The organism is Streptomyces sp. NRRL S-920, assembly GCF_000717945.1.
Taxonomy (GTDB): domain Bacteria; phylum Actinomycetota; class Actinomycetes; order Streptomycetales; family Streptomycetaceae; genus Streptomyces; species Streptomyces alboniger.
The window spans coordinates 79947-94880 of the sequence record NZ_JODF01000007.1 but is presented as its reverse complement, the minus strand read 5'-3'; the positions used below and the strand labels follow the sequence as shown (position 1 = coordinate 94880).

The 14934-nt window shown below is 72.0% G+C and carries 12 protein-coding genes; 8 read left to right on the top strand and 4 right to left on the bottom strand.

Annotated features, from left to right (window positions below; all coding sequences use genetic code 11):
• Window positions 1-23: 23 nt before the first annotated feature.
• On the bottom strand, window positions 24-1397 hold the full coding sequence (hmgA, locus tag IG54_RS0107795; RefSeq protein ID WP_199809506.1) for a homogentisate 1,2-dioxygenase: 1374 nt from the start codon (window positions 1395-1397) through the stop codon (window positions 24-26).
• A 109-nt stretch (window positions 1398-1506) separates the two neighbouring features.
• Between hmgA and IG54_RS0107790 the strand changes: the two genes are divergently transcribed.
• The 3 genes from IG54_RS0107790 to IG54_RS0107780 all read left to right on the top strand — a co-directional run bounded on the left by IG54_RS0107790 (window position 1507) and on the right by IG54_RS0107780 (window position 6549).
• Window positions 1507-2139: a TetR/AcrR family transcriptional regulator gene (locus IG54_RS0107790; RefSeq protein ID WP_051819350.1), complete on the top strand. Its 633-nt coding sequence runs from the start codon at window positions 1507-1509 to the stop codon at window positions 2137-2139.
• 558 nt (window positions 2140-2697) lie between these two features.
• Window positions 2698-4926: a molybdopterin-dependent oxidoreductase gene (locus IG54_RS0107785; protein WP_030778936.1), complete on the top strand. Its 2229-nt coding sequence runs from the start codon at window positions 2698-2700 to the stop codon at window positions 4924-4926.
• Window positions 4927-5070: 144 nt separating this feature from the next.
• Window positions 5071-6549, top strand: coding sequence for a CitMHS family transporter (locus IG54_RS0107780; RefSeq protein WP_030778934.1), 1479 nt, complete (start codon window positions 5071-5073; stop codon window positions 6547-6549).
• Window positions 6550-6615: 66 nt separating this feature from the next.
• On the opposite strand, the gene IG54_RS0107775 is transcribed toward IG54_RS0107780, so the two are convergent.
• On the bottom strand, window positions 6616-7827 hold the full coding sequence (locus IG54_RS0107775; RefSeq protein ID WP_030778932.1) for a S8 family peptidase: 1212 nt from the start codon (window positions 7825-7827) through the stop codon (window positions 6616-6618).
• A 381-nt stretch (window positions 7828-8208) separates the two neighbouring features.
• Between IG54_RS0107775 and IG54_RS0107770 the strand changes: the two genes are divergently transcribed.
• Together IG54_RS0107770 and IG54_RS0107765 are read left to right on the top strand one after the other, a co-directional pair.
• Window positions 8209-9618, top strand: a complete 1410-nt coding sequence (locus IG54_RS0107770) for an aldehyde dehydrogenase family protein (RefSeq protein ID WP_030778930.1) — start codon at window positions 8209-8211, stop codon at window positions 9616-9618.
• A 71-nt stretch (window positions 9619-9689) separates the two neighbouring features.
• Window positions 9690-10769, top strand: a complete 1080-nt coding sequence (locus IG54_RS0107765) for a Zn-dependent alcohol dehydrogenase (RefSeq protein WP_030778927.1) — start codon at window positions 9690-9692, stop codon at window positions 10767-10769.
• A 91-nt stretch (window positions 10770-10860) separates the two neighbouring features.
• Here the strand turns inward: IG54_RS0107765 and IG54_RS0107760 are convergent, their stop codons facing one another.
• Window positions 10861-11823 carry a DMT family transporter gene (locus tag IG54_RS0107760; protein WP_037896656.1) on the bottom strand — a complete coding sequence of 321 codons (963 nt, stop codon included), beginning with the start codon at window positions 11821-11823 and terminating at the stop codon, window positions 10861-10863.
• A 158-nt stretch (window positions 11824-11981) separates the two neighbouring features.
• On the opposite strand from IG54_RS0107760, the gene IG54_RS0107755 reads away from it, so the two are divergent.
• Complete coding sequence (locus IG54_RS0107755) at window positions 11982-12557, top strand: TetR/AcrR family transcriptional regulator (RefSeq protein WP_030778923.1); 576 nt, start codon at window positions 11982-11984, stop codon at window positions 12555-12557.
• Between the two features lie 41 nt (window positions 12558-12598).
• Here IG54_RS0107755 and IG54_RS0107750 read toward each other — a convergent pair whose 3' ends face one another.
• Window positions 12599-13279: a TetR/AcrR family transcriptional regulator C-terminal domain-containing protein gene (locus IG54_RS0107750; RefSeq protein ID WP_037896655.1), complete on the bottom strand. Its 681-nt coding sequence runs from the start codon at window positions 13277-13279 to the stop codon at window positions 12599-12601.
• 84 nt (window positions 13280-13363) lie between these two features.
• Between IG54_RS0107750 and IG54_RS0107745 the strand changes: the two genes are divergently transcribed.
• A complete protein-coding gene (locus tag IG54_RS0107745) occupies window positions 13364-14515 on the top strand; it encodes an acyl-CoA dehydrogenase family protein (protein WP_030778919.1) in 1152 nt (383 codons plus the stop codon).
• 60 nt (window positions 14516-14575) lie between these two features.
• A complete protein-coding gene (locus tag IG54_RS0107740; protein WP_030778917.1) occupies window positions 14576-14863 on the top strand; it encodes a YiaA/YiaB family inner membrane protein in 288 nt (95 codons plus the stop codon).
• Window positions 14864-14934 lie beyond the last annotated feature (71 nt).

Below are 14934 nucleotides of genomic sequence, written 5' to 3'. Positions count from 1 at the left end.
TCTCCGAATCAGTCGTGCTTTGATCAGTTACGGAAGTGGCGCTCCAGACCCTGCCATACGTCGTCGTAACCGCGCTGGAGGTGCGACGCCTGCGCCGCCTGTTCCGTCGCCGTCACCGGCCACCGCGTCTCGAACATGAAGGCAAGGCCGTCGTCGATCTTCTGCGGCCTCAGCTCGGCCGCCGACGCCTTGTCGAACGTGTCGCGGTCGGGGCCGTGCGCGGACATCATGTTGTGCAGCGAGCCGCCGCCCGGCACGAAGCCTTCCGCCTTCGCGTCGTACGCGCCTTCGATCAGGCCCATGTACTCGCTCATCACGTTCCGGTGGAAGTACGGCGGCCGGAAGGTGTCCTCGCCCACCAGCCAGCGCGGCGCGAAGACCACGAAATCGACACCCGCGAGGCCCGGGGTGTCCGACGGCGAGGTGAGCACGGTGAAGATCGACGGGTCCGGGTGGTCGTAGCTGATCGAGCCGATCACGTTGAAGCGGCGCAGGTCGTAGACGTACGGGACGTGGTTGCCGTGCCAGGCGACGACATCGAGGGGAGAGTGGTCGTAGGTGGCACGCCAGAGGTTGCCGCAGAACTTGTTCACCACCTCCACCGGGCCCTCCACGTCCTCGTACGCCGCCACGGGCGCCCTGAAGTCCCGTGCGTTCGCCAGGCCGTTGGCGCCGATCGGGCCGAGGTCGGGGAGCTGGAAGGGGGCGCCGTAGTTCTCGCAGACGTACCCGCGCGCGGTCGGGGCCTGCCCGCTGTCCGGGGCGGCCTCCAGCAGCTCCACGCGGAAGCGGACGCCGCGCGGGATCAGGGCGACCTCGCCCGGCTCCGCGCGCAGCAGCCCGAACTCGGTGCGCAGCAGCAGGCCGCCGCGCTCGGGGACGATCAGCAGCTCGCCGTCCGCGTCGCTGAACACCCGGTCCGTCATCGAGGAGTTGGCGTGGTAGAGGTGGATGCCCATGCCGGTGCGCTGCGTCGCGTCGCCGTTGCCGCCCAGCGTCCACAGGCCCGCCAGGAAGTCCGTGCCGGGCGCGGGCTCCGGGAGGGGGTTCCAGCGCAGCCGGTTCGGATCGGGCACCGACTCGGTGAAGGGGGCCGTGCGCAGCGTGCCGTTGTCGACGCGCGTGAACCGCGGGTGTGCGGCCGAGGGGCGGATGCGGTAGAGCCACGAGCGGCGGTTGTGCGCCCGGGGCTCGGTGAAGGCCGAGCCGCTCAGCTGCTCGGCGTAGAGCCCGAGGGGGGCGCGCTGTGGCGAATTCCGGCCGTGCGGCAGTGCGCCGGGCACTGCCTCGGAGCTGTGTTCGTTACCGAAGCCGGAGAGGTAGCTCAGCTTCTCGGCCGTCTCGCGTGCGTCGGCCCGGCCCGCTCGGCCTGCGTCGCTCATGTGGTCCCCGCTCATGATCGCTCCCTCGCACCTGATTCCTATGGAACACCGTAGGATTCCCGTTTTCCTTCCGCAAGAGGGAGCGCTCTCCTTCCGGGGCGGGGTGATGCTCTACTCTCCCGGGATGTCCCACCGGAACCCGCCCGAGGAACCGCGGCCCCCGGCCTCCCTGCGCCGCGTGCCCGTGCAGGAGCGCAGCGCCGAGCGCCTGACCCGGATCCTCGACGCCTGCGCCGACGTCCTGGACGAGGTCGGCTACGAAGGGCTGACGACCCGCGCCGTCGCGCACCGCGCGGGCGTCCCGATCGGCTCGGTCTACCGCTTCTTCGGCAACAAGCGGGACCTCGCGGACGCCCTCGCCCACCGCAATCTCGACGCGTACGCGGAGCGCGTGGCCGCGCGGGTGGCCGGCGTCGAGCGCGGCGACTGGCGTGGCGCGGTCGACGGGGCCTTCGACGAGTACCTGGCGATGAAGCGCACGGTACCCGGATTCGGCCTGGTGGACTTCGGCGTCCCCTCGGCCCCGGAGGCGATGCCGGACGCGAACGTACGGGTGGCGGAGCGGGTGGCGGCCCTCCTCGCCCACCACCTCGCCCGCCCCCTGGACGACCGGCTGCGCCGGACCGCGCTGGTCGCGGTCGAAGCGGTCGACGCGGTACTGCAACTGGCCTTCCGGGGCCACCCGTCGGGCGACGCGGACCTGGTGGAGGAGGCGCGGACGTTGCTGCACGCGTACTTCGCGCGGTCGCTGGACTGAGCCGCTCCCCTCTGGACGGGGCCCGAGGCCAGCTACCCCAGGGCCGCGGGGAACCACGACGCACCCGCAGATGATCGGAGTGCTAGGCGGGGCTCGCGGCCCGAGTGGGCCCGAGACCAGCCTCCCCAGGGGCGCGGGGAACGGCGCGAGCAACCACGGCGGGCGCACCCGCAGATGAGTCGGAGTGTCAGACGGGGCTCGCGGGCAGAGTGGGCCCGAGATCAGCTACCCCAGGGGCGTGGGGAACGGCGCGAGCAACCACGACGCACCCGCAGATGATCGGAGTGCTAGATGCGGCTCGCGGGCCGAGTGGGCCCGAGACCAGCTACCCCAGGGGCGTGGGGAACGGCGCGAGCCACCACGACGCACCCGCAGATGATCGGAGTGTCAGACGGGGCTCGCGGGCAGAGTGGGCCCGAGGCCAGGCACCCCAGGGACGCGCCGCACCCGCAGAGAATCAGGCCGAGGCCCGCGGCAGTCGAACCGGCGGGGCTAGCCAGATGCATACCGGTCGGTATGCTGGGCCCGCACGCACCCCCGTCCCGCCCGGGAGGGCCCATGCCCCGCACCGCCCTGCGTATCTGCCCCCTCTGCGAAGCCACCTGCGGGCTCACGCTCACCGTCGAAGGCGCCCGGGTGACCGGGGCGCGCGGGGACCGCGAGGACGTGTTCAGCCGCGGGTTCATCTGCCCCAAGGGCGCCGCCTTCGGGGAGGCCGACGCCGACCCCGACCGGCTGCGGCGACCGCTCGTACGCAGGGACGGACAGCTCCAAGAGGCAAGCTGGGACGAGGCGTTCGACGCCGTGGCCGCCGGGCTGCGACCACTGATCGAGCGGCACGGACCGGACGCGGTCGGCGTCGTCCTCGGCAATCCGAACGTCCACACCATGGCCGGCGGCCTCTACCCGCCCCTGCTGCTGCGCGCCCTGCGCACCCGCAACCTCTTCACCGCCACCACGGTCGACCAGATGCCCAAGCACGTGTCGAGCGGCCTCCTCTTCGGTGACCCGTACGCGATCGCCGTGCCCGATCTCGACCGGACCGGCCACCTGCTGCTCCTGGGCGCCAACCCCCTGGATTCCAACGGGAGCCTGTGCACCGCCCCCGACTTCCCCGGCAGGCTCAGGGCGCTGCGCGCGCGGGGCGGCACGCTCACCGTCGTCGACCCGCGCCGCACCCGCACCGCCAAGGCCGCCGACCGGCACCTGGCGATCCGGCCCGGCACGGACGCCCTGCTGCTCGCCGCCGTCGCCCAAGTGCTCCTGGAGGAGAAGCTGACGGACCTCGGCGCCCTCGACGGCCGGGTCGAAGGCGTCGACGAACTCCACAAGCTCGTACGCCCGTTCAGCCCCGAGGCCGTCGCCGCGGCCTGCGACGTACCCGCCGACACCATCCGCACCCTGGCCCGCGACCTCGCCGCCGCCCCCACCGCCGCCGTGTACGGCCGCATGGGCGCGAGCACCGTCGCCTTCGGCACCCTCACCAACTGGCTCGTCGACGTACTCAACGTCCTGACCGGCAATCTCGACCGGCCCGGCGGCGCCCTCTTCCCGCTCGCCGCCACCGCCCGCGCCCCCCGGCCCGCGGCTCCCGGCAAGGGATTCACGCTCGCCCGCTGGCACAGCCGGGTCAGCGGGCACCCCGAGGCCAAGGGGGAGCTGCCGCTGGCCGCGCTCGCCGAGGAGATCGACACCCCGGGGCAGGGAGCGATCCGCGCCCTCATCGCCATCGCCACCAACCCCGTCCTGTCCGCCCCCGACGGCGACCGCCTCGACAAGGCCCTCGGCTCCCTCGACTTCCTGGTGAGCGTGGACCCGTATCTGAACGAGACCTCACGCCACGCCCATGTCGTCCTGCCGCCGCCCCCGCCGAGCCGGAGCCCCCACTTCGACTTCGCCTTCAACGCGCTCGCCGTGCGCAACCAGGTCCGCTACACCCGCGCCCCCGTCCCCCTGGAGGAGGGGCGGCTGCCGGAGACCGAGATCCTCGCCCGGCTCGTGCTCGCCGCCGGCGGCATGCACGGCGCCGATCCGGCCACCGTCGACACGATGGTCGTCGACACCGTCCTCGGCAAGGCCGTCACCGAACCGCACTCCCCGGTCCACGGCCGCGATCCGAAGGACCTCGCCGGGCAGCTCACCGGCGACGACGGGCCCGAGCGGCGGCTCGACATGATGCTGCGCCTCGGCCCCTACGGCGACGGCTTCGGCGTACGCCCCGAAGGCCTCACCCTAGAGCGCCTCCTCGCCCACCCGCACGGCATCGACCTCGGCCCGCTCCGCCCCCGCATCGGGGAGGTCCTGAAGACCCGCAGTGGACGGGTCGAACTGCTGCCCGCCCCGATCGCCGCCGACCTGCCGCGGCTCGCCCGCGCCCTGGACGCGGCGCCGCGCGAGCTGGTCCTGGTCGGCCGCCGCCACCTGCGTTCCAACAACAGCTGGATGCACAACGTCCCCGCCCTCGTCGGCGGCTCCAACCGCTGCACCCTGCACGTCCACCCCGGCGACGCGGCCCGCCTCGGTCTCGCGGACGGCGGCCACGCGCGCGTGGCCGCCGACGGAGGGGAGATCGACGTACGCGTGGAGGTCACGGACACCGTGCGCCCCGGCGTGGTGAGCCTGCCGCACGGCTGGGGCCACGACCGGCCCGGTACGCGGCTCACTGTCGCCTCCCAGGAGCCCGGCGCCAACGTCAACCAACTCCTCGACGGCACCCTCCTCGACCCGCTCTCCGGGAACGCCGTACTCAACGGCTTCGCCGTACGCGTCACGGCCGCATCGGGGTGAGCGCCTCGCCGCCCCCGCGTTGACCTGGAGTTTTGCGCTTATTGCTCGCACGTCAACATCTTGTTAACGCGGAAGAGCGGGTCCTAACGTCGACCGGACCGCCAGACCTGGTGGGAGTTCGATGGTGAACGTGAGGTAGCCCCCATGCTGACAATCCTCGGATTCGTCATGATCGCCACCTTCCTGGCGCTGATCATGATGAAGAAGATGTCGCCGATCGCGGCACTCGTGCTGATCCCCGCGATGTTCTGCGTGTTCGTAGGAAAGGGAGCCCATCTCGGGGACTACGTCCTCGACGGCATCGGCAATCTCGCGCCCACGGCGGCCATGCTCATGTTCGCCATCGTGTACTTCGGCGTCATGATCGACGTCGGCCTCTTCGATCCGGTCGTCCGGGGCATCCTGCGCTTCTGCAAGGCGGACCCGATGCGCATCGTGGTCGGCACCGCCGTGCTCGCCGCGATCGTCTCCCTCGACGGCGACGGCTCGACCACTTTCATGATCACGGTCTCGGCGATGTACCCGCTGTACAAGCGCCTCAAGATGAGCCTCGTCGTGATGACGGGCGTCGCCGCCACCGCCAACGGCGTCATGAACACCCTGCCCTGGGGCGGTCCGACGGCCCGTGCCGCGACCGCGCTGAAGGTCGACGCCGCCGACATCTTCGTCCCGATGATCCCGGCGCTCGCCATGGGCCTGGTCGCCGTGTTCCTCCTCTCGTACGCACTCGGCCTGCGGGAGCGCAAGCGGCTCGGCACGCTCTCCCTGGACGAGGTCCTGGAGAAGGAGACGGCGGGGGAGACGGTCCTCGTGGGTGCGGGCGGTGGCGCCGAGGGGCGTACGTCGCTGGTCAAGACGGCCACCGGGGGAGCGGGCTCGGGTACGGACGCGGACGCCACTTCCGGTGCGACGGGCGGGCCCGGCGAGGCCGCCGCGGGCGACGAGGCCGACACGGATGACGAGGCCGACGCGGACGACGGATTCCAGGGGCTCGACCCGGACCGCGCCACCCTGCGGCCCAAGCTCTACTGGTTCAACGCGGCCCTCACCGTCCTGCTGCTCACCGCCATGATCATGGAGTGGCTGCCGATCCCGGTCCTCTTCCTGCTCGGCGCCGCGCTCGCCCTCACGGTCAACTTCCCGCACATGCCCGACCAGAAGGCCCGCATCGCCGCCCACGCGGAGAACGTCCTCAACGTCACCGGCATGGTCTTCGCCGCCGCCGTCTTCACCGGCGTCCTCACCGGCACCGGCATGGTCGACCACATGGCCGACTGGCTCGTCGACGCCATCCCCGAGGGCATGGGCCCGCACATGGGCCTGGTCACCGGCCTCCTGTCGATCCCGCTGACCTACTTCATGTCCAACGACGGCTTCTACTTCGGTGTCCTGCCCGTCCTCGCCGAGGCGGGCCAGGCCCACGGCGTCTCCACCCTGGAGATCGCCCGCGCCTCCATCGCCGGCCAGGCGCTGCACATGTCGAGCCCCCTGGTGCCCGCCGTGTACGTACTCGTCGGCATGGCCAAGGTCGAGTTCGGCGACCACACGAGGTTCACCGTGAAGTGGGCCGTGCTCACCTCGCTCGTGGTGCTCGGCGCCGGGATCCTCTTCGGCATCATCTGACGCCACGCCCCGCGCCCCCGAGGCACGCCGACTGAGGCGTGCCAAAGGGGCGCGGGGAACGGGAGGCTACTGAACGATCTTGAGCAGTCGGTTGGGCGAACCGGTACCCGGGCTGGTCACGACGCTGGGCGTGGCGCCGTTCACCAGCGCCGAGGACACCTGCGCGGGTGTGGCCGAGGTGTGCCCCGCCAGATAGATCGCCGCCGCCCCGGCGACGTGCGGCGTGGCCATCGACGTACCGGAGATCGTGTTGGTCGCCGTGTCGCCGGTGTGCCAGCCCGCCTTGATGGAGACGCCGGGCGCGAAGATGTCCAGGACCGAGCCGTAGTTCGACCAGCTGGCCCTGGCGTCGTTGCTGCCGGTCGCGCCCACCGTGATGGCCGCGGGGACCCGGGCCGGGGAGGAACTGGAGGCGTTGACGCCTTCGTTGCCCGCGGCGACCGCGTAGGTGACGCCGTCGGCGATGGAGTTCTTCACCGCGTTGTCCAGCGACGTGGAGGCGCCGCCGCCGAGCGACATGTTGGCCACGGCCGGGGCGCCGGCGGCGTGGTTGCCGGTCACCCAGTCGATGCCTGCGATGACACCGGCGGTCGTACCGGAGCCGTCGTTGTCGAGCACGCGGACGCCCACGATCTTGGCCTTCTTGGCGACGCCGTACGTCTTGCCCGCGATGGTCGTGGCGACGTGCGTACCGTGGCCGTTGCCGTCCTGGGCGGTGGAGTCGCCGTCGACGGCGTCGTAGCCGTTGACCGCGCGGCCGCTGATCTCCGAGTGCGAGATGCGTACGCCGGTGTCGATCACGTACGCGGTGACGCCGGAGCCCGCGGTGTCCGGGTAGGTGAAGCCGCCGTTCAGCGGCAGCCTCGCCTGGTCGATGCGGTCGAGGCCCCAGGGCGCGTTGGTCTGCGTCGCGCTGACCCGCACACGCCGGTTCTGCTCGACGCTCGCGACCGCGGGGTCGGCGGCGAGGCGTCTCGCCTCCGCCTCGCTCAGCTTCGCGGTGTAGCCGTTGAGCGCGGACTTGAAGGTCTTCGTCACCGAGCCGCCGTACTCGGATATGAGGCCCTTGCCCCGGCTCGTGGCGGCCTTGAGGCCCGAGCTGTTCTTCAGCGTGACGATGTAACTGCCCTTGACCGCGTCGGCGGAGCCCGCCGCGATCACGGTGCCCTCGGCGGGAGCGGCCTGGGCGGGCAGGGCGGTGACCGTGCCGAGAACGGCGACGGCGGCGGTCGAGATCGCCGCGGCGATCACCGTCTTCTTGCTACGCAGCATTGCCATTACGAGGGAGTCCTCCTCATAGGCGGCGCGCCCGGGTGGGGCGACGCGACTGTGGGGGGTGCGTGCGTGATCGCACACACAGAAGGGAGCGGTGCGGTCCGCTCCCGTCGCGAGCAGCAGCGTGGCCGCTCCGCGTGGGGTAGATCAAGAGGTGCGACGTCTTGTCATGCGTATGTCACGCAACGGAAATCAAATTCCGGACGACGTCGCGGTGAATGTCAGCTTTGGAGCTGCTTCGCGGGGTCACTTCCCGGAACCGCGAAGGGACTTGTCGGCCACCCACCCTCACGGAGTGACCTCGCGCCACGGCCGCGACTGCCCCTGGTGCCAGAAAACTAACAGCGCTAGTTTGTAGTGCGGACGTCAACCTGGAGGAGTGCGATGAAGGCCCACGACGGCGTGTACGAGGCGCACGACGGCATGTACATCGACGGCGCCTGGCGCCCGGCCGCGGGCGCCGACACGATCACGGTCGTCAACCCGGCCGACGAGCGGCCCGTCGGGCGGGTCCCGGCCGGCACCGCGCAGGACGTCGACGCCGCGGTGCGCGCCGCCCGCGCCGCCCTGCCCGGCTGGGCCGCCACCCCGCCCGCCGAGCGGGGCGCCCTGATCGGCGCGCTCCGCGACCGGCTGGTCGCCCGCAAGGACGAGATCGCCGGGACCGTCACCGCCGAGCTGGGCGCCCCGCTGCCGTTCGCGCAGGCGGTCCACGCCGGGGTGCCGGTCATCGTCTGCGGTTCGTACGCCGAACTGGCCGCGACCTACCCCTTCGAGGAGAAGGTGGGCAACTCCACCGTCTATCTGGAGCCGGTCGGCGTGGTCGGCGCGATCACGCCCTGGAACTACCCCCTGCACCAGATCGTCAACAAGGTGGCCCCCGCGCTCGCCGCGGGCTGCACGGTCGTGCTCAAGCCCGCCGAGGACACCCCGCTCACCGCCCAGCTCTTCGCCGAGGCGGTACACGAGGCGGGCGTGCCCGCGGGCGTGTTCAACCTCGTCACCGGGCTCGGCCCGGTCGCGGGGCAGGCGCTCGCCGAGCACGAGGGCGTCGACCTGGTCTCGTTCACCGGCTCCACGGCCGTCGGCCGGCGGATCGGCGCCACGGCGGGCGCGGCCGTCAAGCGCGTCGCCCTGGAGCTGGGCGGCAAGTCCGCCAACGTCATCCTGCCGAGCGCCGACCTCGCCAAGGCCGTCAACGTGGGCGTGGCGAACGTGATGTCCAATTCCGGCCAGACGTGCAGCGCCTGGACCCGCATGCTGGTGGACTCCGCGCGCTACGACGAGGCCGTGGAGCTGGCGTCCGCCGCCGCGGCGAAGTACGGCCCCCGCATCGGCCCGCTCGTCAACGCCAAGCAGCAGGCCCGGGTGCGCGGTTACATCGAGAAGGGCGTCGAGGAGGGCGCCAGGATCGTGGCGGGCGGCCCCGAATCGCCCAAGGAGCGGGGGTACTTCGTCCAGCCCACCGTCTTCGCCGACGTCACCCCGGAGATGGCCATCGCCCAGGAGGAGATCTTCGGCCCGGTGCTCTCCCTCATCCGGTACGAGGACGAGGAGGACGCCCTGCGCATCGCCAACGGCACGGTGTACGGCCTCGCGGGCGCGGTGTGGGCGGCCGACGACGCCGAGGCGGTCGCCTTCGCCCGCCGCATGGACACCGGCCAGGTCGACATCAACGGCGGCGGCTTCAACCCCCTCGCCCCCTTCGGCGGTTACAAGCAGTCGGGCGTCGGCCGCGAGCTGGGGGCGCACGGCCTGGCGGAATACGTACAGACGAAGTCGCTGCAATTCTGAGCGGTTCCGACCCCGCTCGCCCGCCTACCCACCCGAGTCAGCCAGCCAGCTTGTCCGAGGAGTACGTGAACGTGGTCCGCGCCGCCATCCTCCCCGCCGTCGGCTCCCCCCTGGAGATCGCCGACATCGATCTGCCGGAGCCGGGACCCGGCCAGGTCCGCGTGCGCCTCGCCGCCGCCGGGGTCTGCCACTCCGATCTGTCCCTGTCCAACGGCACGATGCGGGTGCCGGTGCCCGCCGTGCTCGGCCACGAGGGCGCGGGCACCGTCGTCTCCGTCGGCGAGGGCGTCACGGGGCTCGCCCCCGGCGCCGGCGTCGTCCTGAACTGGGCGCCGTCGTGCGGCAGTTGCCACGCCTGCTCGCTCGGCGAGGTGTGGCTCTGCGCGAACGCCCTCGCGGGCGCCGCCGACGTCTACGCGAAGCGGCCGGACGGCACGGATCTGCACCCCGGCCTGAACGTCGCCGCGTTCGCCGAGGAGACCGTCGTCGCGGCCAACTGCGTCCTGCCGGTGCCGGACGGCGTCCCGCTCACCGACGCGGCCCTCCTCGGCTGCGCCGTCCTGACCGGGTACGGCGCCGTGCACCACTCGGCGAAGGTGCGCGCGGGCGAGACCGTCGCGGTGTTCGGAGTCGGCGGGGTCGGCCTCGCCACCTTGCAGGCGGCCCGGATCGCCGGCGCCTCGCGGCTCATCGCGGTCGACGTCTCCCCGGAGAAGGAGGAGCTGGCGCGCTCGGCGGGCGCCACCGACTACGTGGTCGCCTCGGAGAAGACCGCCCGCGCCATCCGGGGGCTCACCGGCGGGCAGGGCGTCGACGTCGCCGTCGAGTGCGTGGGCCGCGCGGTGACGATCCGCACGGCCTGGGAGTCCACGCGCCGCGGCGGCCGCACCACGGTGGTCGGCATCGGCGGCAAGGACCAGCAGGTCACCTTCAACGCCCTGGAACTCTTCCACTGGGGCCGGACCCTGTCCGGCTGCGTGTACGGCAACTGCGACCCGGCGGTCGACCTGCCGGTCCTCGCCGAGCGCATCCGGGCGGGCCGCCTGGACCTCGGCGTCCTGGTGACCGACCGGATCGCCCTCGACGGCATCCCGGCGGCCTTCGAGCACATGGTCGCGGGCAAGGGTGGCCGGGCGCTGATCGTCTTCTGACGCGTCTCACGCGTCTCACGCGTCTGACGCTTCTGGCGTTTCTGGCGTTAATGACGCCCGGCCGCCGGGGGCAGCAGGGCCCCGGTGGCGGCTACTTGCCGGAGGGGGCGGGTGCGGGGACGGCCTCGGCGCGGCCGCGGCCGCGGGGACGGGAACGCGCCACCGCGACCCCGGCCAGGCAGAGCGCGCCGCCGGCGAGGGTGACGGCACCCGGCACTTCGTCGAGCGCGAGCCACGACATCACGACGACCAGCGCCGGCACGGCGTACGTCGTCGCGCCCATGCGGCTCGCGGTCGTACGGGCCAGCGCGTACGCCCAGGTGGTGAAGGCGAGGGCGGTCGGAAAGACGCCCAGGTAGAGCATGTTGAGAGTGGCGGAGGCGGGCGCCCGGCCCAGTTCGCCCACGAGCTGCCCCGCGAACGGCAGGCACAGCACGGCACCCACCAGGCAGCCGAAGGTCGTCACCTGGAGGGCGCTCGCGCTGCCGAGCGCGGGCTTCTGGGCGACGACCCCGGCCGCGTACCCCACGGCGGCGATGAGGCAGAGCGCCACGCCGAGCACGGACGCGCGGCCCTCTCCGGACATCGAGAAACCGACGGCGATCGCGCCCGCGAACGACACCGCCATGCCCGCGAGCAGCCGCGGCGGCAGCGGGTCGCCCAGCAGCCGCGAGCCGAGCAGGGCGACGAGGATCGGGCCCATGTTCACCAGCAGCGCGGCGGTACCCGCGTCGACCTGCTGTTCGCCCCAGTTGAGGACGACCATGTAGACCCCGAACCAGAGCAGGCCGGACACGGCGATCCCCGGCCAGGCGGCGCGCGGCGGCAGCCCCTCGCGGCGCACCGCCCATATGACGCCGAGCGTCAGCGCCCCGGCGAGCAGGCGCCCGAGCGCGAGCGCGCCGGGGGAGTAGGCGGATCCCGCGCTGCGGATGGAGACGAAGGCGGAGGCCCACATGACGACGGTGAACGTGGCGGCCGCTGCGGCGAGCAGTTCGGGGCGGCGGGCCGAACGGCGGGCGGCCGCCTCGGGGGAGGGGCTGGAGGTAGACATGAGGAGAGGCTAGGCGCCTGACACCTCGGCTCTCACCGCAATATCGCACGGCCAGATGTCCCAGCCCTCCTCCCGCTTGAGGTGTCGTCGACGTCACTCTCGCTGTAGTACTCTTTTTGTAGTGGTCGTGACGTAGTACTACGAATGGAGTAGTTTCAATGGTGCGGAGGAACGACGAACGGCGTGCGGCACTGATCGACGCCGCCATCGAGGTACTGGCCGCGGAAGGCGCCCGCGGACTGACGTTCCGCGCGGTCGACACCCAGGCCGGTGTGCCCACCGGCACGGCCTCCAACTACTTCGGCAACCGCGACGACCTGCTGACCCAGGCGGCCGCCCGGGTCTACGAGCGTCTCCACCCCAGCGCGGAGGAGGTCGAGCGCCAGCGCACCGCCAAGCCCGACAAGGAGACGTACGCGGCGCTGATGCGCGACGTCGTCGGCCGGGTCAGCGGCTTCCGCACCGGCTATCTCGCCCTGCTCGAACTGCGCCTGGAGGCGACCCGCCGCCCGGACCTGCGCGCCGTCCTCACCGAGCGGGTCCGGGCCGACCTGGAGAACAACATCGCCTACCACGAGGCCTCCGGGCTGCCGGGCGACGCGACCGCCGTGCGGCTGCTCTATCTGGCGTTCAACTGGCTCATCGTGGAGCAGCTCACGCTGCCCGGAATGCTCTCGGAGGCCGAGCGGGACGCGCTCGTCGCGGCGGCGGTGGAGCGCATCGTGCAGGAATGACCGATGGGTCGGGAGCGGGTCGGGAACGGGTCAGGCGCGGGTCAGGCGTGCTTCGGGGCGCCCCGAGCCGTGCGGACCCCTTCGTGCCGCAAGGCCTCGTACTGGAGGGTGAGTCCGTCGAGCAGCGCCGTGAGGCCCGTCTCGAAGGCGCGGTCATCGATGAGCTGCTGGCGGTCCGCCAGGAGGTGGGCCTGGCCGAGGTGGGGGTAGGCCGACGGGTCGTACGCCGTCTCGTCGTCCACGAAGCCGCCGGCGAAGGAGCCGAGCGCGGACCCCATGATGAAGTACCGCATCAGCGCGCCGATCGACGTGGCCTGCGCGGCGGGCCAGCCCGCGTCGACCATCGCCCCGAACATCGTGTCCGCGAGCCGCAGCCCCGCCGGGCGGCGCCCGGGGCCACGGGCCAGGACCGGAACGATGTTCGGGTGCAGGGTGAGCGCGGCCCGGTAGGAGACCGCCCAGTCGCGCAGCGCGGTGCGCCAGTCGCGGCCGTCGGCGGTCTCGAACATCGACAGGTCGACCTGTGCGCTCACCGAGTCGGCGACCGCCTCGAGGATCTCGTCCTTGGTGCGGAAGTGGTTGTAGAGGGACGGCCCGCTGACCCCCAGCTCGGCGGCGAGCCGGCGCGTGGAGACGGCCGCGAGGCCCTCCGCGTCCACGATGACGCGCGCCGCCTCGACAATGCGTTCCCGGCTGAGGAGGGGCTTGCGCGGTCGGGCCATGCGGCACATAGTAGGGCTGCCGCAGTAAACTAGCACTGCTAATTTAAAAGTCCCCGCATACGCCGACGCGAAGAGGTGCCCGCGATGAACCTGGAGCTGAGCGAGGAGCAGGCCGCCGTCCGGCAGCTGGCCGAGGACTTCGTCGCGCGCGAGATCACCCCGTACGTCGTCGAGTGGGACCGCGCCGAGAGCGTGGACCGGGCCATCGTGAAGAAGCTCGGCGACGTCGGGTTCCTGGGGCTCACGATCGACGAGGAGTACGGCGGCTCGGGCGGTGACCACCTCGCGTACTGCCTGGTGACCGAGGAGCTGGGCCGCGGCGACTCCTCCGTGCGCGGCATCGTCTCCGTCTCGCTCGGCCTCGTCGCCAAGACCATCGCCTCCTGGGGCAGCGAGGCGCAGAAGCGGCGGTGGCTGCCGGGCCTCACCCGCGGGGAGTACGTCGGCTGCTTCGGGCTCACCGAGCCCGGCACCGGATCCGACGCGGGCAACCTCACGACCAGGGCCGTCCGCGACGGCGACGACTACGTGATCAACGGCGCCAAGATGTTCATCACCAACGGCACCTGGGCCGACGTCGTCCTCCTCTTCGCCCGCACGAACGACACCCCGGGACACAAGGGCGTATCCGCCTTCCTGGTGCCCACCGACGCGCCCGGCCTCGGCCGCCGCACCGTCCACGGCAAGCTCGGCCTGCGCGGCCAGGCCACCGCCGAGCTGGTCCTGGAGGACGTCCGCGTCCCCGCCTCGGCCATGCTGGCCCCCGAGGGCAAGGGCTTCTCCGTGGCCATGTCGGCGCTGGCCAAGGGGCGCATGTCGGTGGCCGCCGGCTGTGTGGGCATCGCGCAGGCCGCGCTGGACGCGGCGGTGAAGTACGCGGGAGAGCGCGGGCAGTTCGGCAAGACCATCGCCCACCACCAGCTGATCCAGGAGCTGATCAGCGACATCGCGGTGGACGTGGACGCGGCGCGCCTGCTGACCTGGCGGGTCGCCGACCTCATCGACCGCGGGCAGCCCTTCGCCACGGAGTCCTCCAAGGCCAAGCTGTTCGCCTCCGAGGCCGCCGTGCGCGCCGCCAACAACGCGCTCCAGGTCTTCGGCGGGTACGGCTACATAGACGAGTACCCGGTGGGCAAACTGCTGCGCGACGCACGCGTGATGACGCTCTACGAGGGCACCAGCCAGATCCAGAAGCTCGTCATCGGCCGTGCGCTGACCGGTGTCTCGGCGTTCTGAGTACCCGCCTGAGTAGCTGAGCGGATGTGCCGGGCGGCGCGCTCGCCGAAGCTGTCGTCCATGACAGAGCCGCTCATCAAGAAGCAGAGCACCACCGCCTTCTACGGCCAGGCCGTGGCGTCCTTCGCCATCGCCCTGGCCGCGGTGTCCGTCGGCATCGGGTACCTCGACGCCTCCGCCTGGGTGCGGGCCTTCCTGGCCATCTCGGTGCTGTACCTGACGACCTCCGCCTTCACACTCGCCAAGGTGGTCAGGGACCGCCAGGAGGTGGAGCAGATCGTCAGCAGGGTCGACCAGGCCCGCGTCGACAAGCTGCTCGCCGAGCACGACCCGTTCACCAAGGTCTGATCCGGCCCCCTAAGCGCTTGCTCACCATCAGGGGTATGGTGACTCTCCCGAACGGCGATGGAGAGGGCAGG